The 26430-nt window shown below is 69.9% G+C and carries 22 protein-coding genes; 8 read left to right on the top strand and 14 right to left on the bottom strand.

The features are described from left to right. The first annotated feature begins 51 nt into the window (after window positions 1-51). The 7 genes from BLU09_RS04465 (at window position 52) to BLU09_RS04495 (ending at window position 9402) form a co-directional block, all read left to right on the top strand. Window positions 52-1908, top strand: a complete 1857-nt coding sequence (locus BLU09_RS04465) for a cytochrome c3 family protein (RefSeq protein ID WP_373284039.1) — start codon at window positions 52-54, stop codon at window positions 1906-1908. Between the two features lie 29 nt (window positions 1909-1937). Then, window positions 1938-3098 carry an FIST signal transduction protein gene (locus BLU09_RS04470; RefSeq protein WP_090485876.1) on the top strand — a complete coding sequence of 387 codons (1161 nt, stop codon included), beginning with the start codon at window positions 1938-1940 and terminating at the stop codon, window positions 3096-3098. A 3-nt stretch (window positions 3099-3101) separates the two neighbouring features. Beyond that, on the top strand, window positions 3102-6047 hold the full coding sequence (locus BLU09_RS04475; RefSeq protein ID WP_090485881.1) for a response regulator: 2946 nt from the start codon (window positions 3102-3104) through the stop codon (window positions 6045-6047). Further along, a complete protein-coding gene (locus BLU09_RS04480) occupies window positions 6040-6450 on the top strand; it encodes a response regulator (protein WP_090485883.1) in 411 nt (136 codons plus the stop codon). The genes BLU09_RS04475 and BLU09_RS04480 overlap by 8 nt, the downstream gene beginning before the upstream one ends. 86 nt (window positions 6451-6536) lie before the next feature. Then, on the top strand, window positions 6537-7385 hold the full coding sequence (locus BLU09_RS04485; RefSeq protein WP_090485886.1) for a tryptophan 2,3-dioxygenase family protein: 849 nt from the start codon (window positions 6537-6539) through the stop codon (window positions 7383-7385). Then, window positions 7382-8416: a methyltransferase gene (locus BLU09_RS04490; RefSeq protein WP_090485890.1), complete on the top strand. Its 1035-nt coding sequence runs from the start codon at window positions 7382-7384 to the stop codon at window positions 8414-8416. The genes BLU09_RS04485 and BLU09_RS04490 overlap by 4 nt, the downstream gene beginning before the upstream one ends. A gap of 197 nt (window positions 8417-8613) precedes the next feature. Next, on the top strand, window positions 8614-9402 hold the full coding sequence (locus tag BLU09_RS04495) for a dienelactone hydrolase family protein (protein ID WP_244171403.1): 789 nt from the start codon (window positions 8614-8616) through the stop codon (window positions 9400-9402). Window positions 9403-9579: 177 nt separating this feature from the next. On the opposite strand, the gene BLU09_RS04500 is transcribed toward BLU09_RS04495, so the two are convergent. Beyond that, the gene (locus BLU09_RS04500) at window positions 9580-10242 is read right to left on the bottom strand and encodes a response regulator transcription factor (protein WP_020478997.1); all 663 of its coding nucleotides are present in this window, start codon (window positions 10240-10242) and stop codon (window positions 9580-9582) included. Between the two features lie 150 nt (window positions 10243-10392). On the opposite strand from BLU09_RS04500, the gene BLU09_RS04505 reads away from it, so the two are divergent. After that, window positions 10393-10800, top strand: coding sequence for a response regulator (locus BLU09_RS04505; protein WP_090485895.1), 408 nt, complete (start codon window positions 10393-10395; stop codon window positions 10798-10800). Window positions 10801-10813: 13 nt separating this feature from the next. Here the strand turns inward: BLU09_RS04505 and BLU09_RS04510 are convergent, their stop codons facing one another. From BLU09_RS04510 to BLU09_RS04570, 13 genes are all read right to left on the bottom strand, one after another. Beyond that, window positions 10814-12118, bottom strand: a complete 1305-nt coding sequence (locus BLU09_RS04510; protein WP_090485898.1) for an ABC1 kinase family protein — start codon at window positions 12116-12118, stop codon at window positions 10814-10816. 76 nt (window positions 12119-12194) lie between these two features. Further along, window positions 12195-13241, bottom strand: a complete 1047-nt coding sequence (locus tag BLU09_RS04515; RefSeq protein WP_090485901.1) for a serine/threonine-protein kinase — start codon at window positions 13239-13241, stop codon at window positions 12195-12197. A gap of 388 nt (window positions 13242-13629) precedes the next feature. Further along, window positions 13630-14184 (bottom strand): hypothetical protein, encoded by a 555-nt coding sequence (locus tag BLU09_RS04520; protein ID WP_090485904.1) that lies wholly within the window; start codon window positions 14182-14184, stop codon window positions 13630-13632. A 260-nt stretch (window positions 14185-14444) separates the two neighbouring features. Next, entirely contained in the window at window positions 14445-15248 is an 804-nt protein-coding gene (locus tag BLU09_RS04525; protein WP_090485906.1) for an ABC transporter permease, read from the bottom strand. 2 nt (window positions 15249-15250) lie between these two features. Then, window positions 15251-16027, bottom strand: a complete 777-nt coding sequence (locus tag BLU09_RS04530; RefSeq protein WP_090485909.1) for an ABC transporter ATP-binding protein — start codon at window positions 16025-16027, stop codon at window positions 15251-15253. Further along, window positions 16012-18519 (bottom strand): sensor histidine kinase, encoded by a 2508-nt coding sequence (locus tag BLU09_RS04535; RefSeq protein ID WP_244171404.1) that lies wholly within the window; start codon window positions 18517-18519, stop codon window positions 16012-16014. The genes BLU09_RS04530 and BLU09_RS04535 overlap by 16 nt, the downstream gene beginning before the upstream one ends. 103 nt (window positions 18520-18622) lie before the next feature. Further along, window positions 18623-18895: a DUF5985 family protein gene (locus BLU09_RS04540; protein ID WP_186817910.1), complete on the bottom strand. Its 273-nt coding sequence runs from the start codon at window positions 18893-18895 to the stop codon at window positions 18623-18625. Window positions 18896-18904: 9 nt separating this feature from the next. Beyond that, window positions 18905-19165, bottom strand: coding sequence for a DUF5985 family protein (locus BLU09_RS04545; RefSeq protein ID WP_011550845.1), 261 nt, complete (start codon window positions 19163-19165; stop codon window positions 18905-18907). Continuing rightward, window positions 19158-19559: a hypothetical protein gene (locus tag BLU09_RS04550; RefSeq protein WP_090485918.1), complete on the bottom strand. Its 402-nt coding sequence runs from the start codon at window positions 19557-19559 to the stop codon at window positions 19158-19160. The genes BLU09_RS04545 and BLU09_RS04550 overlap by 8 nt, the downstream gene beginning before the upstream one ends. A gap of 55 nt (window positions 19560-19614) precedes the next feature. Continuing rightward, window positions 19615-20751, bottom strand: coding sequence for a response regulator (locus BLU09_RS04555; RefSeq protein WP_090485921.1), 1137 nt, complete (start codon window positions 20749-20751; stop codon window positions 19615-19617). Next, window positions 20748-21308 (bottom strand): chemotaxis protein CheB, encoded by a 561-nt coding sequence (locus tag BLU09_RS04560; protein WP_090485924.1) that lies wholly within the window; start codon window positions 21306-21308, stop codon window positions 20748-20750. Before BLU09_RS04560 ends, BLU09_RS04555 begins: the two co-directional genes overlap by 4 nt. Then, complete coding sequence (locus BLU09_RS04565; protein WP_090485927.1) at window positions 21305-22141, bottom strand: CheR family methyltransferase; 837 nt, start codon at window positions 22139-22141, stop codon at window positions 21305-21307. The genes BLU09_RS04560 and BLU09_RS04565 overlap by 4 nt, the downstream gene beginning before the upstream one ends. After that, the coding region (locus BLU09_RS04570; protein ID WP_167371022.1) for a response regulator at window positions 22138-26430 on the bottom strand (4293 nt) is incomplete at its 5' end. The genes BLU09_RS04565 and BLU09_RS04570, both read right to left, overlap by 4 nt.

The following is a 26430-nucleotide window of genomic DNA, read 5'->3' on the forward strand; positions in this document are numbered from 1 at the left end:
GCCCCAGACGCCATGGCGGCGTCGGCTTTTACACGTACGAGGAGTTGCACCATGGGTGGACTTGGAGCCCCCCGGGCCCTGCTCGCGTCGCTCGCAGGGCTGATGCTCGCCTGCGGCGGACAGGACACCCCGGACGCAGCCTCGCTGGACACGCAGGCGCCGGACACGGTCTCGCTGGAGACGCGCGCACTGGAGACGCGCGCGCTGGACACGCGGTCCGCGGAGAAGGCGCTGCTGGACGCGGATCCCCAGTCGCTGCTTGGTGGCTGGCCCTGGCCTGGCAACAAGACGCCCGCGGTGGCGCTGGCGCTCGAGGTGAAGAACGGCGTGGGACAGCCGCTGCGCGTGCGCGAGGGCTCCACCTTCTTCATCAACCAGATTGATATCCGCACCTTCGTCACCTCCACCAAGGACGAGGGCCTGCGCAACCTCATCGCCCAGAGCGACTTCGGCGGCCTGGGCTGGTGGGGCGTGCGTCAGGTGGACCAGGAGTCCATCGGCGCCCCGGGGCCCTATACCCGCCGCCGCTTTTTCCGGAACGCGGCGTGGATGGACCTGCCCAGCCACTTCATCGTGGAGCCGGTGGACTCGCGCGGCCGGCTCACCGGCGTCCCCATCCTGCTCAACGCGGGCACCGAGCATCAGCGCCGTGCGGGCATGGATGACTTCTTCATCCGCCGCTTCCGCGGCATCCAGACGGCCTCCGGCTGCGCCACGCCCGACGACTGCTCGGCCTCCACCCAGTTCGAGGAAGAGGCCATCCTGGAGCTGCGCAACGCGTACGAGCACGCCCAGCGTCAGACGCTCACGCTGCGCTCCGACACCCGCACGCTGCGCCTGCGCTGGAGCCTGCGTCCGGCCGCGCCCTACGAAATCCCGGTGGAGCAGGTGCGCGACGCGCGCTACGCCTACGGCTTCCGCATTGGCGTGGAGGCCCTCACCCCGCCTCGCCCGGACGGCACCTATGCCCCCGGCACGGAAATCAGCTTCCAGCTCACCCTGCGGGACGGTGCGGGCAACCGGCTCCACGAGAAGGGCTACCTGCCGCCCTACAACGAAGTGGCCCCCGACGGCACCGAATCCGGGCTGCAGTACTACCGGGCCTTCTTCGACGCGACGACCACCTACTACCGGCGCAAGCACCGCGAGCGCATGCTGATGACGCAAATCATCGGGCCGGCGCAGAACATCCAGCCCATCCGCTCCATCGTCGCGCTGGAGGCGTTCCTGGACCCCGAAGTGGACGAGCAGGTGGTGGCCACGCCCGAGCGCGACGGCGTCTTCTCGCAGTTCGCCACCCTGCCCTTCGCCAACGTCCTCTTCGGCGGCGCCTTCATCGACCCGAACCTCTGGAACCAACCCAACACGGACACCTGGCAGTTCAAGCTGCCGGACAACGCGGCCCCCGGCACCTACCTGGTGACGGTGAAGGGCCGCCGCGTGTACCTGGGCGAGGACCTCCCCGGGTCGACGACCCTTGAAATCCAGGTGGGGACCCCGCAGCGCACCCAGCCCAAGCACACCACCGGCCCCTGCACCTCCTGCCACAGCAAGGGCGGTGAGCTGGGCGTGGTGCTGCACGCCAACGACAACCGCGCCGCGTGCGCCGGGTGCCACGCCCCGCTCGCCTTCGAGCTGGAGGGCCCCATCTTCGTGCGCACCCACTTCATCCACTCGCGATCCAACCGCTTTGACGCACCGCTCCAACAGTGCTCGTCATGCCACCTGACGAAGGAGAGCATCCAGCGCACCAGCAAGGCCGCCTGCCTGTCCTGTCACAAGAGCTATCCTGACAGTCACGTGGCGCAATTCGGACCCATCGAGAGCATGTATGTGGGGGGCGGCGCTGAGTCTTTCCAGCAGTGCACCGGCGCCTGTCATACTCGGCATCCCGGAAGCGGCCTCTAACCCCCGCTCCCGCACCTCGGAGTTCCTCCATGGCTCAGGTCAAGATGCAGACGGCTCGCACCACGTTGAGGGAGCCAGATGCCGCCGCGGAGGACCTCCTGAGTCAGCTGGGCAGCGACACGCCCCGCCTGGTGACGATGTTCGCCTCGCGGGAGCGTGACCAGCACGCGCTCAACCGCGCCGTGCGTCAGCGGCTGCCGGCGGGCACGCGCCTGATTGGCGCCACCACCGCGGGCGAGCTGGACAACACCGGCATCCACGAGGGCAGCGTGGTGATGAGCGCCCTCTTCGGAGACTTCGAGGTGGGCCTGGGCCTGGGCGCCGGCCTGTCCGTGGACGCCATCAGCGCGGGCGCGGCCTCCATCAAGCGCGCGTGCGAGGACCTGGGCGTGCGGCAGCAGGACCTGGACCCGCGCCGGTTCGTCGGCCTCGTGATTGACGACGGCTTCCGCTACAAGAAGGAAGAGCTGCTGCTCGGCATCCTGGAGAAGTGCCAGACGCTGGTGCTGGTGGGCGGCGGCGCCAGCGACGCCAACCGCGACCCGGCCAAGCAGTCCGCCATGGTGCACGTGGATGGCGAGGTCGCCACCGACGCGGTGCTGGTGGCCCTCTTCAAGACGAACGCGCCCTGGGCCGCGCTCCGCTCCCACTGGTACGTGCCCACCGGTGAGAAGCTCACCATCACCAAGGTGGATGAGAGCCACACCCGCGCGCTCGAAATCGACGGGCACCCGGCCGCCAAACGCTACGCGGAAATCCTGGGCGTGAGCGTGGAGGAGCTGGAGTTCGGCACGCCCCGGGGCTTCGCCGTGCGCCCCACCGCGCTGCGCGTGGGCCGGGAGTACTTCATCCGCGCCGCCTGGAGCCCGCAGGAGGATGGCTCCATCCTCTTCGCCAACCTGCTGGAGGAAGGCACCGAGCTGGAGCTGATGAAGCTGGGCGACATGGCCGGCATGACGCGCAGCTTCTTCACCGACGAGGTACCCCGCAGGGTCCAGAACCCCCAGGCCGCCCTGCTTTTTCACTGTGGTGGACGCATGTGGTACGCCAGTGCCACCAACACCGCGCAGCAACTGGCGGAAACGCTGAAGGCCGCACCCACCGCCGCTGGGATGAACGTGCACTTCGAAATCTATTCGGGGTTCCACATCAACACCACGCTGACCGCGCTGGTCTTCGGGGCGAACTGAGCCATGGCCTCCTCGCAGCCTCCCTCTGACTCTCCGGCGGACAATGCGTCGCTCCTGCTCGTGGCCGGCGAGCGTGAGTGCCAACGCGTGGAGGAAGCCCTCCAGCACGCGGGCGTGACGGTGGTGACGGAGCGCGCCACCACGGCGGCCGCGGCGGAGGCCGCGCTGTCACGCACGTGGGGCCTGGTGCTGTGCGGCTCGGAAGTCCCTGACATGGGCTTCGCCGAGGTCCAGGCGCTGTGGAGCAAGCACGGCAAGGAGCTGCCCTTCGTGGTGCTGTCGCGCGACTGGTGCGAGGCCACGCTGGAGGCCAGCGTGCGCGCCGGAGCGCTCGACTACATCACCGAGGACCGCTTCAGCCGCCTGGTGCCCGTGGTGCAGCGCGAGCTGCGGATGACGGCGGACCGCCGCCGCCACACCGCCACCGCGGTGCAGTTGGAGCGCACCAACTACCTGATGGAGAACATCATCGACGCGATTCCGTTCGTCCTCTTCGTGAAGGACGCGGACACGCGCCGGCTGGTGGTGGCCAACAAGACGTTCGCGGACGCCTTCCGCGTCACCAAGGAATGGCTGCTGGGGAAGCTGGACCACGACTACTTCCCCAAGGAGCAGGCCGAGTCGTTCATCGCCATCGACACGGAGATTCTCGAAACCAAGCAGATGAAGTCCTTCGAGGAGGTGGCCCGCGCAGACGGCGTGGACCGCATCTTCGCCACGCGCAAGCTGCCCCTGCTCGACGAGCACGGCGTGGCCCGCTACGTGATGGGCGTCACCGAGGACATCACCGAGCGCAAGCAGCACGAAGAGATGCTGCGCGCGTCCAAGGCGGAGCTGGAGGCGGCCAACAAGCAGCTCGCCGCCAGCCTGGAGGAAATCAAGCGCACCCGCGCCGTGTCCGCCCGCTCGCTGGCGTCCTACCAGCAGCGCGCGCTGCAGATGGAAATCATCCGTCAGCAGAACGAGGACCTGGACCGGCTGGCCCAGGAGCTGGCGGTGGCCAAGCGCAACGAGGAGGAGCGCGCCCGGGAGGCCGAAGCCGCCGCCCGCCTCAAGAGCGAGTTCCTGGCCAACTTCAGCCACGAAATCCGCACCCCGCTCAACGGCATCATCGGCTACTGCGACCTGCTGATGCGCGAGGAGGGCCAACGGCTGACGGCGCACGGCCGCCGCGACCTCAACGTCGTGAAGACGAACGCCAAGACGCTGCTGGCGCTCATCAACGACATCCTGGACCTGTCCAAGATTGAGTCCGGCCGCGTGGAGGTCGTCACCGAGCTGGTGGACGTGCAGGAGCTGGCCGAGGAGTGCCTGGCCACGGTGAAGGAGTACCTCAAGGGCAAGGACGTGGCCCTCACCACCAACATCGACCCGTCCGCCCGCATGCTCCGCTCGGACGCGCTGAAGCTGCGGCAGATCATGCTCAACCTGCTCAGCAACGCCGCCAAGTTCACCGACGCGGGCGAGGTGGCGCTGAGCCTGGTGCCCGCGGGCAACGAAGTCATCATGACGGTGGAGGACACCGGCGTCGGAATCCCCTCCGACGAGTTGCCCTTCATCTTCGAGAAGTTCCGCCAGGTGGACGGCTCCACCACGCGCAAGGTGGGCGGCACCGGCCTGGGGCTGGCCATCGTCCGCGAGCTGTCCCGCGTGCTGGGCGGCAATGTCACCGTGACGTCCACGCTGGGCCGCGGCACCACCTTCACGGTGCGCCTGCCCACCACGCTGGAGACGCCGGACAACGGCGGCGGGCCGCACCTGGAGCGCGGCGTGCCCGTGTCGGAAGTGGCCCAGCACGTGGGCACCATGGCCCAGCCGGGCAGCACGGTGCTGGTGGTGGACGACGACCCGCTCATCCAGCAGCTGGTGGCCGGACAGCTGGAGCCCGCGGGCTTCAAGGTGGTGGTGGCCGAGGACGGCATCGCCGCCCTCAAGCGGGCCCGCGAGCTGCGGCCCCAGGCCATCCTCCTGGACATCCACCTGCCCAAGCTGGACGGCTGGTCGGTGCTCAGCCAGCTCAAGAGCGAGCCCTCGCTGGCCGGCATCCCCGTCATCCTCATCTCCGTGGAGGAGCAGCGCGCGCGCGGCTTCTCCCTGGGGGCGTGCGAGTACCTCGTCAAGCCGGTGGAGCCAGACCGGTTGGTGGAGGTGGTGCAGCGCAGCCTCCATCAGTCCTCCGGCACCTCCACCAGCGTGGGTGAGGTGCTGGTGGTGGACGACGACTCGGCCACCCGCGAACTGGTCAGCCGCAACCTGCGCCGCGCAGGCTTCTCCACCTCCGAGGCCCGCAGCGGCGAGGACGCCCTGCTCAAGGCGCGCGTGTCCCCGCCCGCCCTGGTGGTGCTGGATTTGATGATGCCCAACCTGGACGGCTTCGAGGTCCTGCGCCGGCTGCGCGCGGAGAAGCTCCAGGTGCCCGTGGTGGTGCTCACCGGCAAGACGCTCTCCGCGGAGGAAGAGGCCCTCTTGCGTGACGGCTTCGCCGGCTTCGTGAAGAAGGGCGGCCACGCGCTGGAGGATGTCATCGCCCAGGCCAAGGGCCTGCTGCTGTCCCAGCGCGCCGCCAGCGCCGGCAAGCTGGCCCGCATCCTCTATGTGGAGGACAGCGCGCAGAACCGCGACATCGTCCGCCGCTACCTCAACGGCCACTTCGAGGTCATCGAAGCGGAGGACGGCGAGCACGGCTTGGAGCGCGCCATCCGCGACGCGCCGGACCTCATCCTGATGGACCTGTCGCTCCCCCGCCTGGACGGCTGGGAAGTCACCCGCAGGTTGCGAGCCCTACCCGCCGCGGCCAATGTTCCCGTCATCGCGGTGACGGCACACGCGGGGCGGGAGTATCAGGACAAGGCACACGCGGCCGGTTGCACCGCGTATCTCACCAAGCCCCTTGATCGTGACCAGTTGCTCGAGATGATTCGAAAGCATCTAGGGAGAACCCATGTCTGAAGAAAAAGCGCGCGTCCTGGTGGTGGACGACGACCCGGACCTGCTCGACCTCGTACAGCGCTCGCTGAGCGCCTACGGCTTCGAGGTGCTCACGCACACCTCCGCGCTGGGTGTCTCCAACCTCGTCCGCTCGGTGGAGCCGGACTTCGTCCTCATCGACGTGAACTTCCCCGCGCTCAAGGGCGACAAGGTCGTCAACCTGGCGCGCCAGTACGCGCTGCCGAAGACGAAGTTCATCCTCTATTCAGCATCCGACGAATCGAAGCTGCGCTCACTGGCGCTCGCGTCCGGTGCGGACGGATATATCTCCAAAAGCGTGCAGGGCGAGGAGCTGGCACAGCGCCTGCGCGCCTTCCACCTGAAGCCCCGGCCGCCCACCCCGACGCCCGCTCCCACCACCTGAACGCCGGATGACATGCCCGCGGGTCCCGTTGGGACGGGGCCCGCGATTCCACACCTTCCGAGCTCCCCCCCACTCAGGAGGGCCGCATGAGCGCGTCCATCAATTACAGTCACGCCGAAAAACTACGACTCGAACTGGCAGAACCCCTCTTCAACCCCCTCTTGAAGAAGTGGGTGGGCAAGGGCGAGCTCGATTACGAGGTCTACCTCAAGACCCCCACACTGCTGTCGTTGCAGGCGCCGGACGGCGAGCGCGTCGCCCATGACGAGCTGATGTTCCAGGTGGTGCACCAGGCGCAGGAGCTCTGGCTGAAGCTGGCCTCGCGCGAGGCGGTGGAAGTCGTAGCCGAGCTGGACCGGGACGCGCTGTGGGCCGCCTCGTCGCGGCTGGAGCGCATCTGCCGGGTGCTCCAGGCGGTGAAGCAGGAGCTGGCCATCCTGGAGACGATGACGCCGGACACCTACCAGGTCATCCGGCGCAGCCTGGGCAACGGCAGCGGCCAGGAGTCCCCCGGCTACAACATGCTGCGGCGGGTGGCGCAGGGGCTGGAAGGCGCCCTGGACCGGCTGCTCGCGCGGCGCGGGCTGGCGCTGGCGTCCGTGTACACCGCGGGGGGCCCGGACGACTTGAAGCGAATCTGCGAGCAGCTGGTGGACATGGACGAGGCCTTCCAGGGCTGGCTCCATGCCCACTTCCAGCTGGTGCGCCGCACCATTGGCGTGGACCGCACCGTGAAGGCGCTGGACGGCCTGCCCACGCAGGTGCTCGCGGGGCGGATGATGCTGCCGCTGTTCCGCCAGCTCTGGGACGTGCGGCTGGAGCTGACGTCCGGGTGGCAGCGCGAGGGCGGCATCGCCCCGGGTGCCAACCGGGCCCCTCCCGGCGGCGGCTGCCCCATGGCGCACGCGGCCAGGATGCAGGTGGAACAGCCATGAAGGGGGAGGCCACGGCCCTGGCTTCCACCCCTCGCGCGCTGCTCCACCTGCTGTACAACGGCGCCCGCGCCGTGGACGTCCTGGAGGCCTCCCTGGACCTGGGGCTGCTGGACGCCCTGGAGCCGGGCCCCGTCACCCTGGGAGAGCTGGCGGCGCGGCACCGGCTGGTGCCCGTGCGGCTCTACAAGCTGCTCGACTGCCTGGAGAGCCTGGGGCTGGTGCGGCGCGAGCAGCCCACCGACGCCCTGGAGTCCGCGCGCTACCAGGCCGTCCCGGGCCTGCGCGCCGCCGCCCAGGCCGTGCTGGGCCCGCAGTCCCTGGAGAAGGACCGGGAGCGCTACGCCTGGCACGAGCTGCACGGGCAGCTTCCCCAGGTGCTGCGCGGTGAGCGCTCCATGCCCCCCGCCGCCTTCGACTGGCCTCCCCGCACCGCCGAGCAGGTGGCGGGCTTCGAGGCCAGCATGGCCGCGGGCCTGCCCCCCATCCTGGAGACGTTCCGCGCCCACCGCGACCGGCTCTGGGAGCGCGGCGGCCGCGTGCTCGACGTGGGCGGGGGTGACGGCACGCTGGCCGCCCACCTGGCGAGCGAGCACCCGGGCCTTCACGTGGACGTGTTCAACCTGCCCGCCACCGAGCCGCTGGTGGCGCGCACCCGCGAGCGCTTTGGGCTCTCCCCCGAGCGCCTGGGCTTCCAGGGCGGTGACTTCCTCCGGGGACCGCTGCCCGGCGGCTACGACACGCTCTGCTTCGTGCGGGTGCTGCATGACTGGCCCGCGGACACGGCGCGCGCGCTGCTCGTGGCCGCGCGCGACGCGCTCCCACCCGGTGGCCGCGTCCTCATCTGCGAGGAGTTCCGCACCCCGGAGCGGCTGGCGGCCCAGTTCTTCTGGTCCTACTTCCTCATGGGCGTGGACACCTGCGTGAGCCGCCTGCGCGAGGTGGAGCACTACCTGCGTGTCCTGGACGAGACGGGTTTCAAGGACGCCGAAGTCCTGCCCGGCCCCTTCGAACTCATCCTGGCCCACCGGTAAAAACGACAGGACCCCACAGGTGGGGTCACCTGCTTGTCCGCCAGGTGTCACCGGCCCCACCGCACCGCGCCAGGGAAGCGCTGGTAGAATGGGCGCACCCGTGTCCGGTGAAACCCTGGCACGGCAGCTGCAATCTTCCCGTCCGTAGCGCGTGCAGCACGGCAGCGACGCAGTCCGACGAAGAGGAGGGACTCCGCATGAAGAAGCAGGGTTCACGCAGGTCGGATGAAGGCTCGGAGAAGGCGGTCCGCGGGCTGGTGACCCCGCCGCAAGGCACGGGAGGCTGGACGCCGCCCGCCGCGGACGGAGAGGTCCGCATCCCCGTGGAGGAAGGAGTGGAGTTGAGGGGCCTGCTCCAGGTCCCTCCGGGCGCCACCGGCGTGGTGGTGATGGTCCGGGGCCACGGCAGCAGCCGCCGCGGCGCCATGGACCAGGAAGTCGCCCGGCTGTTGCAGAACGAGGGGCTGGCCACCCTGGCGGTGGACCTGCTGACGGCGGCGGAAGAGGAGGCCTGCCGCGAGCGGGACCTGCGCTTCAACCTGGGCCTCTTCGGCGGACGTCTGGCGGGCGTGGCGCGCTGGCTGCGGCGCGCGCCTCGCACCAGCGCCCTGCGCATTGGCTACTTCGGGGCGTACACGGGCGCGGCCGCGGCCCTGGCCGCCGCGGCGATGCGGCCAGAGGCGGTGGACGCGGTGGTGTGCCGGGGCGGACGCCTGGCGCAGCCGGGGGCGGCGCTGGCCCGGGTGCGCGCGCCCACCCTGCTCATCGTCGGCGCGGAGGACGCGTCCGCGCAGGAGCCCCACCGCCGCACCTACGCCGCGCTGACGACGGAGAAGCGTCTGGAGGTCATCCCCGGCGCCACGCACCGCTTCGAGGAGCCCGGCACGCTGACGCAGATGGTGGACCTGGCGTGCATCTGGTTCCTCCAGCACCTGGGCGCGCCGCGCTGGGATTCCCTGCCCGCGCCGCGCGCCGCCGGGAGCTGAAGCACCGGCCTTCCACACGGTGGGCCAGGGCAGCCAGCAGCGCTGCCCTGGCCCCCAGCGGACGCCCTGGCGTGGGGGGGAAGGCGCGAGCGCGCCTGACGCCCAGGCACCTCGACGGTGCCACCAGTCGTGGCGCGCTCCCAGTGGCCAGCGGTCTGACGCGCAAGCCCTCCGGGCTCAGAGGCTTGCCGGGCGCTGCACACCCAGCTGGCACCCGAGGACCGCCAGCTGCGTGCGGTTCTCCGAGCCCACCTTCTTGTAGATGGCGGTGATGTGCGCCTTCACCGTGCGCTCGGTGATGCCCAGGCATGCGGCGATCCGCAGGTTGTCCGCGCCCGCGGCGATGTAGCCCAGCACCTCGCGCTCACGCGGCGTCAGCCGGCCCAGCTCGCCCCGCGGCGACGCCTCCGGCCGCGGCCACGCCAGCCCCGCGGGCAGCAGCCGCTCGCCACGCACCACCCGCTCCACCGCCTCCACCACCTCCGCGCAGCCCACGTTCTGCTTCCACAGGTAGCCAGCCGCGCCCGCCTGGAGGCATTGCTCCACCACCTCCGCCTCGCGGTGGCCCGATAGCACCAGCGGCTTCACCGCCGGGAAGAAGTCATGCAGACACTGGAGCGCCGACATCCCGCTGGTGGACGCCTCCCACCCCGGCAGCTCCAGGCGCAGGTCCACCAGCGCGACATGGGGCAGCGTCTCGCGCACACGCGCGAAGAACGGCGCGGGCTCCCCGAAGTCCGCCACCACGTCCATGCCCGCGCCTTCCAGCACAGCCACCAGGGCCTCCCGGAAGACCTGCTGGTCCTCCAGGATGGCCACCCGGATGCGTTCCGATTCCATGGCCCTTCCACCCTCCCCTGTTCGCCCCCTGCGATTCAACCCCGCTAAGGGGATTCCCTCATGTGGGGGGCGACAGGGAATGACGTCTGGAGGATACTTCCCCCGTCAGGAAACACCCGCAGTGCCATCCGCACGCTGAAGGGGGAAGCCATGCCGGAGATGAAGATTCGCGTCCTCATCGTGGACGATGACCAGGACCAGCTCTCCCTCGTGGAGCGCACCCTCTCCGCCTTCGGCTTCGACGTCCGCACCCACCGCTCCTCCCTGGGCGTGTCCAACCTGGTGCGCACCACCCAGCCGGACCTGGTGTTGCTGGACGTGAACATCCCCGCGCTCAGCGGCGACAAGGTGCTCACGCTCGCGCGCGGTCAGGCGCCCAAGGGCACGAAGTTCATCCTCTACTCCGCGTCGGACGAATCCCAGCTGCGCGCCCTGGCGCGCGCCTCGGGCGCGGACGGCTACATCTGCAAGAGCGTGCAGGGTGAAGAGTTGGCCCAGCGGCTGGAAGCGCTCCACCTCAAGCCCGCGGCTTCGGAAGTCGTGCAGGCCGCGCGTTAGCGCGGCGCCGGCCTCACGCGGGCAGGTCCGTCACTTCCAGGAAGACCGCGCGGAAGTCCCCCCGCGCGCCGATGAGCCTCAGGTTCTGCGCCAGCCCGCCGGTGGAGCGGAAGAACATCATCGCCTCCGGTGGCGGCCTGATTTTCAGGAAGCGCGGCGCGTTGCGCGAGAAGTGGTGGCGCATGTCGCGGTTGATTTCGCAGACCGCGTAGTCGTAGTCCGGCAGGCGCATGGGCCGCCCGGCGATGCGCAGCACCTCGGTGATGAGGTCCTCGGCCTCCTCGTCCGGAAGCTCCACGGTGAAGCCCACCTCCCGGCTCAGGCTCAGGATGTCCAACGGCTCCAGGCGCATCGTCTGCCGGAGCATGCGCTGGTTGACGTCCACGAAGCGCGGGGAGAAGCGCTTGATGGAGCCGAAGTCCAGCAAGCCCAGCCGCCCGTCCGGCATCACCATGAAGTTGCCCGGGTGCGGGTCCGCGTGGATTTCGCCCGCGCCGAAGAAGGGCCCGTAGGTGGCGAGGATGAGCTGGCGCGCCACGCGGAAGCGCTCATCGTTGGAGGGATTCGTGGGCAGCCAGTCCTTGAGGGTGAGCCCCTCCAGCAGCTCCAGCGTCAGCACCCGCTTCGCGCTGTGGCTGGAGATGACGGCGGGCACACACAGCTCCGGCAGCTTCGCCACGCTGCGCGCGAAGCCCTCGGCCAGCTCGGCCTCGCGGCGGTAGTCCAACTCCAGGAGCATCTCGTCGCGGAACTCCTGGAAGTAGGCGCCTGCATCGGACACGCGCAGCACCGTCGACGCCGTCTTCGCCACGATGCCCAGGTTCGCCATGTCGTTGGCCAGGGACACGTCGATGCCGGGGTATTGCACCTTCACCGCCACCGCCCGGCCGTCCTCCAGCACCGCGCGGTGCACCTGCCCCAGCGACGCGGCCGCCAACGGCTCCTCGCTGAACTCGCGGAAGAGCGACTCCGGCGGCGCGCCCAGCTCCGCCTCGACCACGCGCGACACCTGCGCGTAGGACATGGAGGGCGCCTGATTCTGCAGCCGGGCCAGCACCTGCCGCACCTCGGGGGTGAGCAGGTCCGGGTCCATGGAGATGGCCTGCCCCATCTTCATGGCGGCCCCCTTGAGCTCGCCCAGGGTGGAGACCAGCTTCTCCGCGGCCTCCTTGCTGAGCAGGTCGGGCGTGCTCCCGGACAGGCGCTTCGCGCCGCTCTTGAGCACATCCGTGCCCACCTGCACGGAGAGGCCTGCCAGCTTGCGCAGGCGGTTGAAGCGGCCCTGGGGAGGAAGCTTGTCGTCGGGGTCGGAGGCCATGGGAACTGAAGTGGATTAACGAGGAGGGCCCCGCCAGACGCAAGGCATGACGCCCCGCCGAGACAGCCAGGCCGCCCTACCTGGAGGCGGGCGCGGCCCCCGGTGGCCCCCGGAGCGTGTACCAACTGGGAAGCCGCTCCAGCTCCAGGGCCTCTGGATGCGCCACGCCGCCGTCGAGCGCCACCGACGCCTGCAAGGCCGCGCGCAGCTCGGCCGCACTGGCATAACGGTCCCCCGGGCGACGCGCCATGGCCTTGAGCAGCACGCGTGACAGCGCCGACGGGATGCCCGCCGGCAGCGGTGGCAGCTCCCGAGCGTGGCCATGAAGCGTCTCCTCCGCCGCGTGCCCGCGCGAGGACAGCCGGCCCGAGACAAGCAGCGCGCCCAGCACGCCCACGGCGAAGAGGTCCGCGGCCACCGGCAGGTCGGCGGCGCCGTCGGAGGGAGGGAGCAACCCGGCGATGCCGAAGTCCAGCAGCTTCACGTGCTGGCGGCCATTCGCGTCAGGGATGAGGAAGATGCTGGTGGGATTGAGGCTGCCGTGGGCGATGCCGTGCGCATGCGCGGCGTCCAGCGCGTCACACACCTGGGTGAGCAGGTCCACCACCAGCGCGGACGCCAGCGGCCTGTTCGCGAAGGCGGCCAGGCTCTGTCCCTCCAGGTACTCCCGGACGAGGTAGGGACGCCCGTCGCGAATGCCCAGGTCGTAGAGCGAGACGATGTGCGCGTGCTGGATGAGCGTCAGCGTGCGCGCCGCCTGAAGGAACCGAGCGACCTGCGCCGGGTCCTGCGTCGCCTGCGTGTGAAGCACCTGGATGGCCACGCGCTTCTGGATGAGCGCGTGCTCCGCGAGCAGAACGACGCCCAGGCTCCCCCGGCCCAGCTCGCGCAGCAGCCGGAAGTGACCCACCTGCTGTCCCACCAGCGAGGCCGCCGAGGACGGGAGCGGGGCCTCCCTCGCGGGCGGCACCAGGAAGGATGGCGGACACCCCATGGACACACGACGCGCGCCCGCCCGGGCCGGACACTCGCAGGCCACCCCGTGCGCGGGGACACAGCCACACGGGGACCGGAAGGTCTGGGTGAACACGGGAACGGAGGTGGTGACGTCCGACCGGGACATGATGCCAACGTCCTTCGCGCGACAGGCGCCCCGCTCCGGCCAGCAGCCAGTGGGCCCACGCACGAGCCAGCGCGAAATGGGTTTCGGAAGAGGTGACAGCGCCCGTTCGGAACGCGCGTCCTGGCGCTCCGATGTCCCCCTCCTTGAGCTGAAACCCTAACGCCGTCACGGCGCGTTTCGCGACGCACTTCGGAGCGTGCGTCGAACGCGCAACGACCGCTCTGTTGGGCGGAGCACGCACGCCTCGCGGGACCTCCAGGGTGGACGTCGCGCCACCGTCTGGAGCCTCGGCAAGTGTGCTGCGCTCAACGCGCGTCCGCGCCCGTGAGCCGAGCGCGGCGGACCTCCCCGCCCGTTTGTTGCGGACGGGGAGGTGCGTTCATCCACGTCAGCCGATGACGGGATCGCAGGTGTTGTCCTCGCCGCACATCAGCCCCAGGCAGCAGTCGGCGGCCTCACCACAGGCCTCGCCAATGGGGGCGCACACCGGAGCACCCGCGTCCGGCTCCTCGCCGCCCGTGCCCGCGTCCGGCTCCTCGCCATTGCCGGCATCCGGCTCCTCGCCACTGCCGGCATCCGGCTCCTCGCCACTGCCGGCATCCGGCTCCTCGCCGCCGCCTTCGCAGGGGCCCAGCGTGTCTCCATGCCGCTCATGTGCCGGCCAGGCCGACGTGGACACCGAGATGGTGTGCGCGTTGGCGGGGTTGCCCGGGGGAATGTGGCAGATGGTGACCTTGCCCGGCGTGGCGTCATCGTCCCCGGGGTACGTCGGCTCGCCGCCGAAGCCAGGGCCTCCTTCGCCGGCCTTGCCGCCCAGCCCGCCGCTCTGAGGGGTCTGCGTGTCCGGCTCACCGTCCGACGGTGAACCGCCACAACCGCCCGCGAGCAGTGAGCACAGGGCCATCGCCACCGCGGACGAGAAAACAGGTTTGAGGCTTCGCATCGGTATGCTCCAGGTACGGGTGTACGATTGCTGCCACCCACGCCGGGCCTCATCCACGACGACCTCAGCCACCACCTTGCACATGTCGACACCAGTCCGCGGGCAGGGGCGCGGCTTCTGGAGTCACAAGCGCGGTTCGTCCAGGACTCGGCCCCCCGCGGATACAGCAACCACGGAGATTAGACTCGCCCACGACCCCATCGGCCACGCGTTTGCGCACGCCCTCCCCGTGTTGACAGCACGACTGAAAACGTCCTGAATCAGCTCACGCTTTCAGCGCTGTATCGCGCGATGAGTCCCGTGCGCACGGCCTGTCGGTGTACCCACGTGAAGAAGGCACACGCGAGCAGGATTTCCACCACGGCGAGACCAGCCCCCCACAGCAGCGTGGACACCTGGAACGCGCCCCCCGCCGCGAGCGTGCGCATACCCTCGAACACATACGAGGGTGGTAGCAGATGGGACACCGCCTGCATCCACGCGGGCAGCGTGGACAGCGGGTAGAACACGCCGGCGAAGGGCGACAGCAGCGCGGGGATGGGCCAGACGAACCACTCCGACGCCGGGCCCAGGCGCAGCACCAGCGCGCAGCCGAAGATGCCCAGCGCGATGCCGAACAGGAACAGCACCAGCAGGAAGGGCACGAAGAGCACGCCGTACGCGGCGAAGGACAGGCCGAAGACGGTGCTGGCCAGCACCAGCATCACCAACAAGCCCAGGGTGCTGGTGGCGATGCTGGAGAGCACCAGCCCACCCAGGTATTCGGAGATGGTGAGCGGGGACGCGAACATGTTGAGGAAGTTGCGCGACCACACGTCCTCGAAGAACACCATCGTCACGCCCTGCATGACGCGGATGAAGAAGTCCCACAGCAGGACGGCGCCCAGGAGCACCGGGACGAAGTTGTATTCCTGAGAGGTGACGGTGTTGAGGTAGCGGCTCATGAAGCCCCACAGCACCATGTCGATGGCCACCCACGCGAAGAGTGGCAGGAAGCGCGCGAGGCTCCCTCGCAGGAGGTAGTAGTGGCGAAGCGCGACGGCGGCGGCCCGGTGCAGGTGCATGGTCAGCTCCGCTCCAGCGCGAGCGGCTCGCGCGCCACGGCGATGAAGAGCTCTTCCAGCGAGGCCTGGCCGTGCTCGCCGGGCAGCGTCCTCGGGTTTCCTTCCAGGAGCACCCGGCCGCGCGCCAGGAACAGCACCCGGTCGCAGACCTCCTCCACCTCGTACATGTTGTGGGACGTCCACAGCACGCCGCCGGTGTCCCGCGCGGCGAACTCGCGAATCCGGGCGCGGATGTCCCGGGCCGTCGCGGGGTCCAGCGACGCGGTGGGCTCGTCCAGGAGCAGCAGGTGCGGACGGTTGAGCATCGCCTTCGCCAGCGCCACGCGGGTCTGCTCTCCGGAGGACAGCACGCCGCACTTCACGTCGCGGTACTTCACCAGGTCGAACTGCTCCAGCAACTCCGCGATGCGCGCCCCCAGGGACTTCACCCCGTAGATGAGGCCGAAGACGCGCAGGTTCTGGTACACGGAGAGGTTGCCCGGCAGCGGCGAGTAGACGGCGGCGAAGTTCGTCAGCGCCAGCGCGGCGGAGCGCTGCGCCGCCAGGTCCAGGTCCTGGATGTGGATGGTGCCGGACGTGGGCTGCAGCACGCCGAGCACCATGTTGATGGTGGTCGTCTTCCCCGCGCCGTTGGGGCCCAGCAGCCCGACAATCTCTCCGCGTCCCACCTCGAAGGAGACACCCTCCACCGCGGCCTTGCCGCCGTACTCCTTCCGCAGCTTCGCCACCGACAACACCTTGGGCACGTCCGCCCTTCCCACGGTCACCATGGCGCGCATTGTGCCGTGGACCGGGGCAGGCGCACGGTGAAGATGGAACCCAGCCCGGGCCGGCTCTCCACCTCGATGCGTCCACCCATGGCGTCCACGATCTGCCGGCTGATGTAGAGCCCCAGTCCCAGGCCGCCATAGTGCCGGTCGGACACCGCGCGCTCGAAGCGGCCGAACAGGCGCGGCAGGTCCTCCGCGGCGATGCCGATGCCCTCGTCACGCACCGACACCCGCACCATCTCCTCGCCCTCGAAGGCCGCCTCCACCAGGACAGGCCGGCCCGCGCCGTACTTGGCCGCGTTGGTGAGCAGGTTCACCAGCACCTGGTCCAGCCGCAGCGAATCCCACTTCCCCGGCAGCGGACCCGGCACCTCCACCCGCACCGGACACCCCGCCAGGGAGAACACCTCCTCCATGCGGTCCACCGCGTCGCGCACCGCCTGGCCCAGGTCCACGTCGGACGGCTCCAGCTTCAGCCGCCCCAGCGAAATCCGGCTGACGTCCAGCAGGCTGTCCACCAGCGCGCTCAGCCGCTGCACCTGCCGCACGGCCGTGGCCAGCCGGGGCCGCACCTTGTCCCCCACGTCTCCGAGGGCGGCGCGGTCGATGAGGCCGTGCTGGAGCTTCAGGCTGGTGAGCGGCGTCTTCAGCTCATGGCTGGCCACGGAGAGGAACTCGTCGCGCAGACGCACCGCGGCCTGCGCGTCCCGGTACAGCGACGCGTTCTCCAGCGCCACCGCCACGCGCCGCGCCAGCTCCTCCGCCATGGCCACGTCGGCGGTGACCAGCCGGCGGCAGGGGGCCGCGGTGCCCAGCGTGATGACGCCCAGCGTGCGCCCCCGCGTGCGCACCGCCACCGCGAGCAGCGAGTGTGGATTCAGCGCCTCCAGGAGCGCGCGGTGCTCGGGCCCCTGGCACATGCGCTCGCGCAGCTCCGGCCCCACCTCGGGCAGGAAGCGCGTCTCCCCCGACAGGAAGCACTCGCGCGCCGGATGCAGCGTGCCGTCCACCCAGGGAAGGGACAGCGAGGCCAGCACCGCCCCGTCCCGCTCCGGCTCCCGGTGGGACGCGGCCACGCCGCGCGGCACGCCGTCCGCTCCCATCAGCTCCACCAGGCAGTACGTGGCCACGTTGCGCGCGGCCACTCGCGCCAGGTGCTCCAGCGTCCACTCCACGTCGTCCAGGTGCTCGGCCAGCGCGCGGCTCGCCTCCAGCAGGAAGAAGAGCCGCTCCTCGGCCTCCTTGCCCGCCTCCAGCGCCAGGTGCAGCTTGCCGCCGCGCTCACGCAGCGCCTCGTACAGCGCCGCGCGCTCCAGCGCCTGCGCGCACTGCTGCGCCAGCGAGGACAGGAAGCCGCGCTCCTCCGCGAGGAATGCCTGCGGCCCGTCCCACGCGAACAGCAGGAAGCCCCGGATGCGGTGCTCCACCTTCAAGGGCAGCACCGCCCAGGCCCCGGTCCCCACGCCCTGGACGAAGTCCCCTGTCCACTCGGGCACGGCGCGCGGCACCGCCGCGGGGTTGGAGAACCACTGGGGCTCCAGCTGCTCCAGCGCCCGGTCCACGCCGGGCACCTGGTCCGCCCACAGCCCGCGCAGGGTATCCAGCACCGCCGGCGCGTAGCCGAAGGAGCCCAGCACGTGCAGCCGGCCATCCTCCAGCATGCCGAGCACCGCGCCGCGCGCCGGGCCCGCGGGCCGCAGCTCCTCGCGCATCAGCGCTTCGGCCACATCCTCGGCGGTGGCCGCGCGGGACAGGGCCGCGGTGACGGCCTGGAGGCGCTCGGTGCGCTGCTGCGCGCCGCGCGCCTCCGCGTACAGCAGCGCGTTGTCCAGGGACAGGCCGGCGCGCCGGGCCAGCTCCAACGCCAGCTCCAGGTCGGACGCGCCGGGCCCCTCGTCCGAGTCGCCCCGGACCAGCGACAGCGCGCCGAGCACGCGGCCTCGCGCCAGCAGCGGCACGATGAGGCCCGCCCGGATGCCCAGGCGCCGCGCCACCTCCAGCTGCGCCTCCGTGAGCACCACGCCCGGCAGCAGCGCGTCCAGGACTTCAGGCAGGAGGGCGGCCTTGCCGGTGCGCAGGACCTCCGGGATACCGCCCTCGGCCGCCAGGTCCAGGGGCTGGAGGCGTGCCAGCTCGTGCACCAGCGGCACCTGCTCCGCCAGGCGGTGCGCCGCGGCCACCCGCTCCACCCGCCCGTCCGCCGTGAGCACGTCCACCGCGCACCAGTCCGCCAGCAGCGGCACGGCCAGCTCCGCGAGCCGCTGGAGCACCGTGCCCGAATCCAGGGACGACGACAGCAGCTCGCCCGCGCTGGCCAGGAACGCGAGGCGCTCCTCCGCGTCGTCACTGCCGCGCAAGCGGACGGCCTTCCCGGCCCCACCCACCTGGGACTCCAGCCCTCGCGGCGGACACACCCCGTCCGATTCCGTGGAGACGGACCGCTCGGGTTCGCGCTCGTCCACGGACGCGGGCCGCGAGGATGAAGAAGGGCGGCGCGACATGGGGTGTCGGAGATAATGACGCCCCTCCGCCTGCGACAACGGTGCCTGGCCGCAGGTACGAGGCAACTGTCAGCCAGATGACCTGCCAGACAACGGCGCGGCCCTACCCGGGGCCGTGGCGGTTCGCGCGGTTCTTGTCCCAGATGGCGTAGAGGATGAGCAGGAAGGCGAAGAGCCGCACCACGTAGATGTAGTAGCGCCGCTCGTCATCCGCGTCCAGCAGCGCCGCCACCACCGAGTTGCCCGCCAGCATCGTGAAGGCCAGCGCGAAGAAGGCGAAGAGCCGGTCCTTCGACTGGACCCAGAAGCGCAGGAAGAACAGCGCGCTCGCCAGCCACGCCATCGCCACCGCACCGTTGAGCATGGGTTTGAGCATCACGGCACCTCAGGACGCGTCCCAGATGAGGCCATAGAGCAGGACAGAGGCACTGGACAACGTGGCGATGGCACGCGGCATGTACAGGTCGATGGTGGCGGGCAGCAGCACCAGGTCCACGAAGAGGAGCACGTTGCTGACCACCAGGCCCACGAAGCACAGCCCACTCCACAGGAGCAGCCGCATGCCCGTGCGCTTGTAGGCCCGGAGCAGCAGCACCGCGCACGCCACGCTCGTCAACGCACACAGGATGTAGACTGCTTCAGCCATGGCCGTCCTTGTCCTTCTTCAGGATGAATGCCTCGGCAAAGCCCCGCACCTTGTCCAGCGGCCTCGAGAAGATGAAGGAGATGACGCTGACGCGCTTCGCGCCGTACACCGCCGCCAGCTCCGTCACCGCCTGCACATCCTCCGACGACTCAGGACTGTAGCGATACGACGGAGGTGAGGCACCATCGCTCACCAGCATGTGTCGGTTCGTCAGGTCCTCCAGCCTGGAGGCGGCGGAAGCATCTGTAATGCGCAGTTCCAGACTCACCGCCGATGCCGTCCACTCCCTGTCCGCGTGCGCACGAAGCAGGAGGAGCACCTCCAGCTTCTCCAGGGAGTCGATGTGCGTCGAGATGAAGCGCTGGACCCGCTGTGGGATTCCGGCGTCACTCACACGGCCACCTTGCCCATGTTATTTTGTGCGTCAACCATTTCTCGACCGGTGATGTTCAGCGCGCGGGCCGAGGAGGATTGCCCGCCTGGCTGCTCTCCTCTGCTCGCAAGGAGCCCTCCTCGCGCTCCTGTCCGGGGCTCCCGGTGCTCAAGCCCGGAAGGTTCCGCAGCACCTCGATGAGCCGAGTGAGCGGGCCTGTGTCTTCACCCTGTGCCTCCAGTGTAGCGATGTGCTCCGTGAGCGGCAGGGGGAGCCAGTCGTGGCGAGCGGCGGCTCGGAGCGCCGTCACGTCCAAGAGGCCCAGCACCATGGTCTCCGGGCGTCCATGCATGCGAGGCAGTCGCTCACTGGAAGCGAGCACCGAACCGCGCTGGCCGCCCACGTTCCACTCCACGGGGGACGCCTGGAACACCTCACCGCGCGCGGCGCGCATCAGCGGCAGGTCTTCGTCCGCGAGCAGCCGGCCGTCCGCGCCGCGGAAGCATGCGTCCGCATGCAGCGCGCGCGCCTCGCGGTAGGCCAGGCAGCCCCCCGCCAGCCCTTGCGCCGCCCGGTTGGCCAGCAGGGTGTGGCCGCTTCCCGGCTCCACCAACGCCAGCGGCATGGGGAGCGCGGCAAGCGCCGCCTCCAGCCAGCGCTGCTGGTTTCGGTTGGTTTCTGAACGAAGCCGCTCGGCCTCCACGCGCCGCTGCGCCTCCAGCAACTCCCGCGCGTGCTCGCGCTGCTGGGCCTCGCGCAGCGCCTCCGCCTGCCGCCGCACCAGCTCCGTCTTGCGGTGCAGCTCCACGAAGACGCTCACCTTGGAGCGCAGGATGGCCGGTTCGAAGGGCTTGAGCAGGAAGTCCACCGCGCCCATGGCATAGCCGCGCAGCTCCGGATGGGGCCCCCGCGACAGCCCGGTGAGGAAGATGAGGGGCGTGCCGCGGCTGCGCTCTCGTTCGCGGATGAGCTGGGCCGTCTCGAAGCCGTCCATGTCCGGCATGACGACGTCCAGGAGGATGACGGCGAAGTCCTGCGTCAGCAGGTGACGCAGCGCCTCGCGGCCGCTGCTCGCGGTGACCAGCCGCTGCCCCAGGGGCGCAAGCGTCGCCTCCAGCGCCAGCAGGTTCTCCGGCTGGTCATCCACCAGCAGCAGGCAGACGGGCTCCGCCGGAATCGCCGGCAGGCGCTCACGCGTGGGCGCGCCGCTCAAGGCAGCACCTTGGAACGCGGCACATAGGCCAGCCGCGCGAGCCACCCTCCCACGGAACCCAACGTCAATTGCGCCATCTCTCCCTCCTCACCACCATCTCCGCCCGTCTGGAGCGTGCTCACCACGGCCACCCGGGCGCCTCTCGCGTGGAGCACCTGCAAGCCGGCCCCCCCATCCTCGTGCCCCGCGAAGAGCAGCCCCGCGGCCCTGGGGCCATGGCTGTCCGCCGCGGATTCGAAGAGCGCGTCCAGGCCGGGCCGCTGCCCATGCTCGGGCGGCTCCACGGACAGGGACACGCAGCCCCGGTCCACCAGCAAGTGGTAGCCCGCGGGCGCCAGGTACACGGCGCCGGGCAGCAGCGGGTCCTTGTCGTCCGGCTCCACCACCGGCAGCGCGCAGCGGCGGCCCAGCGGCGCGGCCAGCGCGTCCAGAGGGCCCCGGTGCAGCGCCAACACCACCGGCACGGGCAGGTGCGGAGGCAACAGCGCCAGCACCGACTCCACGTCCGCCGCCGCGCAGCGCGGCGCCCCCACCACCAGCAGGCCCAAGGGATTCATGCCACCCTCCTGAAGATGCGACCGCAGTCCTCCAGCATCTCGTAGGCCCCCGCGTGCGGCGTGCGCGCCAGCGACTCCTTGCGCCCCAGGCACAGGAAGCCGAAGCGGGCGAGGCTCTCGAAGAGGCGGCCGTGGATGTGGTCGTGCAATGCGCGGTTGAAGGTCAGCAGCGTGTCCCGGCACACGATGACGTGGAACTCGTTGAACGAGCCATCCGTGGCCAGGTTGTGCTGGGTGAAGAAGATGCCGTCGCGCAGCCGGGGCTGGAGCAGCGCCCAGTTGCCGTCGCGCGTGTAGTAGTCGGAGAGCGCGCCCTTCCCGCCCGCCTCCAGGTAGCGCTGCGCGTCCTCCTGCGTGGGCAGCGGCAGCACGCCGGTGCGCGCGTCCGCCAGCAGCCCTTCACTCGCGTCGGACGCATACAGCCGGCACTTGCCCCACAGCCCTTCCTCGTGGAGGAGGATGGCCAGCGCGTACGTGTCCTCGCCGGTGCCACAGCCCGCGTGCCACACGCGCACGGAGGGCCAGGTGCGAAGCACCGGCACCACCCGGGTGCGGAAGTCGCGGAAGAAGACGGCCTCCGCGAACAGGGCGGGCGGTGTGCAGGACAGCGTGCGCAGCAGCGCGTCCAGCGCCTCGGCGTCGTGCAGCACGCGGGCCTGGAGCGCGGAGAAGCTGTCCAGCCGCTCCTCGCGGAGGTGGTGCCGCAGCCGCCGCAAGAGCTGCGGCCGGGAGCGGTTGCGCAGGTCGAAGCCCCATTGCCGGGCCACGCCCTCCAGCAACAGGTCCACCTCCAGCGCCTCCAGCTCCGCGCCGCGCGCGCCGGGCCCCGTCATCCGGAGACCTCCGTGCGCGAACCGCGCGGCGGCATGCCCCGCGGCGCGTGCAGCCACACGCGCAGCAGGCTGAGCAGCTTCTCGATGTCCACCGGCTTGGTGATGTAGTCGGACGCACCGGCCTCCAGGCACTTCTCCCGGTCACCCTTCATGGCCTTGGCGGTGAGGGCCAGGATGGGCAGATGGACGAAGCGCTCCATGCGGCGGATGGCGCGCATGGCCTGGTAGCCGTCCATCTCCGGCATCATCACGTCCATCAGCACCAGCTCGATGTCGGCGTCCTTCTCCAGCTGGTCCAGGCCCTCGCGCGCGCTCTCCGCGAAGGCCACCTTCATGCCGTAGCGCTCCAGCACGGTGTTGAGGGCGAAGATGTTGCGCACGTCGTCGTCCACGACCAGCACCTTGCGGTTCACCAGCAAGGGGTCCTTTTCGCGCGCCTTCTCCAGCATGCGGCGCTTGGGCTCGGTCAGCTCCGAGGGCGAGCGGTGGAGGAACAGGCTCGTCTCCTCCAGGAGCCGCTCCGGGCTCTGCGCGTCCTTCACCACGATGGCCTCGGCCACGCGCCGCAGCTCCGTCTCCTGGGCGCGCGTCAGCTCGCGGCCCGTGTAGACGATGAGCGGCGGCCCGCCCGCGCCGTGCGCCTCATGGATGCGGCGGATGAGCTCCGTGCCGGGCATGTCCGGCAGGCCCAGGTCCAGCACCATGCAGTCGAAGCGGCGCTCGGCCAGCGCGGCCAGCGCCTCCGCCGCGGTCCCCACCGCCACCGTCTGCACGTCATCACTGCCCAGAAGCTCCGTCAGTGTCTGGCGGTGGACGGGGTCGTCCTCCACCACGAGCAGCCCGCGGCCCTTGCGCTCCACGAAGCGCTTGAGGGACTCCAGCGCGGCCACCGCCGCCTCCGGGTCCGCCGCCGCGCGCAGGTGGCCAATGGCGCCCAGGTTGAGCGAGCGCTCGCGGTGGTCCTCCACCGACACCGTGTACACCGGCAGCGCGCGAGTGGACGCGTCGTGCTTCAGCCGGTCCAGCACCACCCAGCCCGCCATCTCCGGCAGGTCCAGGTCCACCGCCACGGCCGCTGGCCGCGTGTTGCGGACGGCGTCCAGCGCGTCCTCCACCTCGGTGGACACCAGCACCTTGAAGCCCGTGCCCTGTGCCGCGGCACGCAGGCGCGCGGCATGGTCCGCCAGGTGCGTCACGGCCAGCAGCACCTTGTCTCCAGGCAGGATGGAGCTCCGGTCATCATCAATGTCCATCCGGCTCAGCGAAGACACCCGCGACTCGGAGACGGGCTCCGCGAGGGGCACGGGGAGCACCGTGGTGGCCAGCGGGTGGTAGTCCCAGCGCGCATGCTCCTCCTGCGGACGCTCCGCCATGAAGGCCAGCGGCAGGTAGAGGGTGAAGGCGCTGCCCCTGCCCACGTCGCTCTCCAGCCGGATTTCGCCGCCGAGCAGTCGCGCGATTTCACGGCTGATGGACAGGCCCAGGCCGGTGCCCCCGTACTTGCGGGCGGTGGAGCCATCCGCCTGCTGGAAGGCCTCGAAGATGATTTGATGCTTGTCCTTCGGGATGCCGATGCCCGTGTCCACCACGGTGAAGGCGACCACCGAGGGCGCTGAGGACAACATGGCGTGGTCCGGAGACCAGCCGCCCTTCGCCAGCCCGATGTGCAGCGACACCGAGCCGGCCTCGGTGAACTTGAAGGCGTTGGACAGCAGGTTCTTGAGCACCTGTTGCAGGCGCTTCGCGTCCGTCTCCAGCTCGCCGGGCAGCGAATCCCCCAGGCCGATGTGGAACTCCAACCCCTTCTTGTCCGCCACCTGCCGGAAGGTGCGGTCCACGAACTCGCGCAGGTCGCCGAAGCGCAGCGGTCCCACGTCCACGGCCATGGTGCCGGATTCAATCTTCGACAGGTCGAGGATGTCGTTGATGAGCTCCAGCAGGTCCGCGCCGGATGCGTGAATCGTCTTGGCGAACTCCACCTGCCGCGACGTGAGGTTGCCATCCACGTTGTCGCTGAGCGTCTGGCTGAGGATGAGCAGCGAGTTGAGCGGCGTCCGCAGCTCGTGGCTCATGTTGGCCAGGAACTCGGACTTGTACTTGGACGTGAGGCTGAGCTGTTCGGCCTTCTCCTCCAGGGCGAGCTTGGCCTGCTCCACCTCGCCATTCTTGCGCTCCACCTCCGTCTTCTGCTCGGAGAGCAGCTTCGCCTTCTCCTGGAGCTCCTCGTTGGTGCTGCGCAGCTCCTCCTGCTGACGCTTGAGCAGCTCCTCCGACTGCTGGAGCGAGGTGGCCTGCTGCTCCAGGCGCTTGTTCGTCTCCGTCAACTCCTCCTGCTGCTTGCGGAGCTCGTCCGTCAGCGCCTGCGACTGCTTCAGCAGCGCCTCGGTGCGCATGTTGGCGGCAATCGTGTTGAGCACGATGCCGATGGACTCCGTGAGCTGCTCCAGGAAGCCCATGTGGACCTCACTGAAGGTGTGGAAGGAGGCCAGCTCGATGACGGCTTTGACTTCCCCTTCGAAGAGCACCGGCAGCACCACGATGTTGCGTGGCACCTCCTCGCCCAGGCCGGACGCGATGCGGATGTAGCTGTCCGGCACGTCCGACAGGAGGATGGGCTCCTTCTCCAGGGCGCACTGGCCCACCAGTCCCTCGCCGTACTTGAAGGTGTTCGCCAGTCCCTTGCGCTGGCGGTACGCGTAGGACGCCAGCAGCTTGAGCATCTGGTCGCCGCCGTCCGCGCGCTCGGAGATGTAGAAGACGCCGTGCTGGGCATCCACCAGCGGCGCCAGCTCCGACAGGATGACCTTGGACACCGTGAGCAAATCCCGCTGCCCCTGGAGGACGCGGGTGAACTTGGCCAGGTTCGTCTTGAGCCAGTCCTGCTCCGTGTTCTTCCGCGTGGTGTCCTTCAGGTTGCGGATCATCTCGTTGATGTTGTCCTTCAGGGCGGCCACTTCGCCCTGGGCGGACACGGTGATGAACCGCGTGAGGTCACCCTTCGTCACGGCGGTGGCCACCTCGGCGATGGCGCGCACCTGCGTGGTGAGGTTGGCGGCCAGCTGGTTCACGTTGTCCGTGAGGTCGCGCCAGATGCCCGCCGTCCCGGGCACACGGGCCTGACCGCCCAGCTTCCCTTCGATGCCCACCTCGCGGGCCACCGTCGTCACCTGGTCGGCGAACACCGCCAGGGTGTCAATCATGCCGTTGATGGTGTCCGCCAGCTCCGCGATTTCGCCCTTCGCGTCCACCACCAGCTTGCGCTTCAGGTCGCCGTTGGCCACCGACGTCACGACCTTGGCGATGCCGCGCACCTGCGTGGTGAGGTTGGAGGCCATGGAGTTCACGTTGTCCGTGAGGTCCTTCCACGTGCCGGCCACGCCCTTCACCTCGGCCTGTCCGCCCAGCTTGCCCTCCGTGCCCACCTCGCGCGCCACGCGCGTCACTTCCGACGCGAACGAGTTGAGCTGGTCCACCATCGTGTTGATGGTGTTCTTCAGCTCCAGGATTTCGCCCTGCACGTCGACGGTGATTTTCTTGGACAGGTCGCCCTTGGCGACGGCCGTCGTCACCTCGGCGATGTTGCGCACCTGAGACGTCAGGTTCGACGCCATGGAGTTCACGTTGTCGGTGAGGTCCTTCCACGTACCGGCCACACCCTTCACCACGGCCTGGCCGCCCAGCTTGCCCTCCGTCCCCACCTCGCGCGCCACACGCGTCACTTCCGACGCGAACGAGTTGAGCTGGTCCACCATCGTGTTGATGGTGTTCTTCAGCTCCAGGATTTCGCCGCGCACGTCCACGGTGATCTTCTTGGAGAGGTCACCGTTGGCCACGGCCGTGGTGACTTCCGCGATGTTTCGCACCTGCGACGTCAGGTTGGACGCCATGCTGTTCACGTTGTCGGTGAGGTCCTTCCACGTTCCGCCGACACCGCGCACGATGGCCTGACCACCGAGCTTTCCTTCCGTCCCCACTTCGCGCGCCACGCGCGTCACTTCCGAGGCGAAGGACGACAACTGGTCCACCATCGTGTTGATGGTGTTCTTCAGCTCCAGAATCTCGCCGCGCACGTCCACGGTGATCTTCTTGGAGAGGTCACCGCGCGCCACCGCCATCGTCACCTCGGCGATGTTTCGCACCTGGGACGTCAGGTTGGAGGCCATGGAGTTCACGTTGTCCGTGAGGTCCTTCCACGTTCCACCGACGCCGCGCACGATGGCCTGACCACCGAGCTTTCCTTCCGTCCCCACTTCCTTCGCGACGCGCGTCACTTCGGAGGCGAAGGACGA

It is taken from the genome of Myxococcus virescens, from assembly GCF_900101905.1.
GTDB lineage: Bacteria > Myxococcota > Myxococcia > Myxococcales > Myxococcaceae > Myxococcus > Myxococcus virescens.

Coding starts and splice junctions, on each gene's coding strand:
- BLU09_RS04480 (WP_090485883.1), top strand. CDS start 6,040: ATGTCTGAAGAAAAAGCGCGCGTCCTGGTGGTGGACGACGACCCGGAC.
- BLU09_RS04565 (WP_090485927.1), bottom strand. CDS start 22,141: ATGACGGGGCCCGGCGCGCGCGGCGCGGAGCTGGAGGCGCTGGAGGTG.
- BLU09_RS04530 (WP_090485909.1), bottom strand. CDS start 16,027: ATGCGCGCCATGGTGACCGTGGGAAGGGCGGACGTGCCCAAGGTGTTG.
- BLU09_RS04490 (WP_090485890.1), top strand. CDS start 7,382: ATGAAGGGGGAGGCCACGGCCCTGGCTTCCACCCCTCGCGCGCTGCTC.
- BLU09_RS04500 (WP_020478997.1), bottom strand. CDS start 10,242: ATGGAATCGGAACGCATCCGGGTGGCCATCCTGGAGGACCAGCAGGTC.
- BLU09_RS04540 (WP_186817910.1), bottom strand. CDS start 18,895: ATGCTCAAACCCATGCTCAACGGTGCGGTGGCGATGGCGTGGCTGGCG.
- BLU09_RS04470 (WP_090485876.1), top strand. CDS start 1,938: ATGGCTCAGGTCAAGATGCAGACGGCTCGCACCACGTTGAGGGAGCCA.
- BLU09_RS04520 (WP_090485904.1), bottom strand. CDS start 14,184: ATGCGAAGCCTCAAACCTGTTTTCTCGTCCGCGGTGGCGATGGCCCTG.
- BLU09_RS04560 (WP_090485924.1), bottom strand. CDS start 21,308: ATGAATCCCTTGGGCCTGCTGGTGGTGGGGGCGCCGCGCTGCGCGGCG.
- BLU09_RS04485 (WP_090485886.1), top strand. CDS start 6,537: ATGAGCGCGTCCATCAATTACAGTCACGCCGAAAAACTACGACTCGAA.
- BLU09_RS04515 (WP_090485901.1), bottom strand. CDS start 13,241: ATGTCCCGGTCGGACGTCACCACCTCCGTTCCCGTGTTCACCCAGACC.
- BLU09_RS04495 (WP_244171403.1), top strand. CDS start 8,614: ATGAAGAAGCAGGGTTCACGCAGGTCGGATGAAGGCTCGGAGAAGGCG.
- BLU09_RS04465 (WP_373284039.1), top strand. CDS start 52: ATGGGTGGACTTGGAGCCCCCCGGGCCCTGCTCGCGTCGCTCGCAGGG.
- BLU09_RS04505 (WP_090485895.1), top strand. CDS start 10,393: ATGCCGGAGATGAAGATTCGCGTCCTCATCGTGGACGATGACCAGGAC.
- BLU09_RS04525 (WP_090485906.1), bottom strand. CDS start 15,248: ATGCACCTGCACCGGGCCGCCGCCGTCGCGCTTCGCCACTACTACCTC.
- BLU09_RS04475 (WP_090485881.1), top strand. CDS start 3,102: ATGGCCTCCTCGCAGCCTCCCTCTGACTCTCCGGCGGACAATGCGTCG.
- BLU09_RS04535 (WP_244171404.1), bottom strand. CDS start 18,519: ATGTCGCGCCGCCCTTCTTCATCCTCGCGGCCCGCGTCCGTGGACGAG.
- BLU09_RS04510 (WP_090485898.1), bottom strand. CDS start 12,118: ATGGCCTCCGACCCCGACGACAAGCTTCCTCCCCAGGGCCGCTTCAAC.
- BLU09_RS04545 (WP_011550845.1), bottom strand. CDS start 19,165: ATGGCTGAAGCAGTCTACATCCTGTGTGCGTTGACGAGCGTGGCGTGC.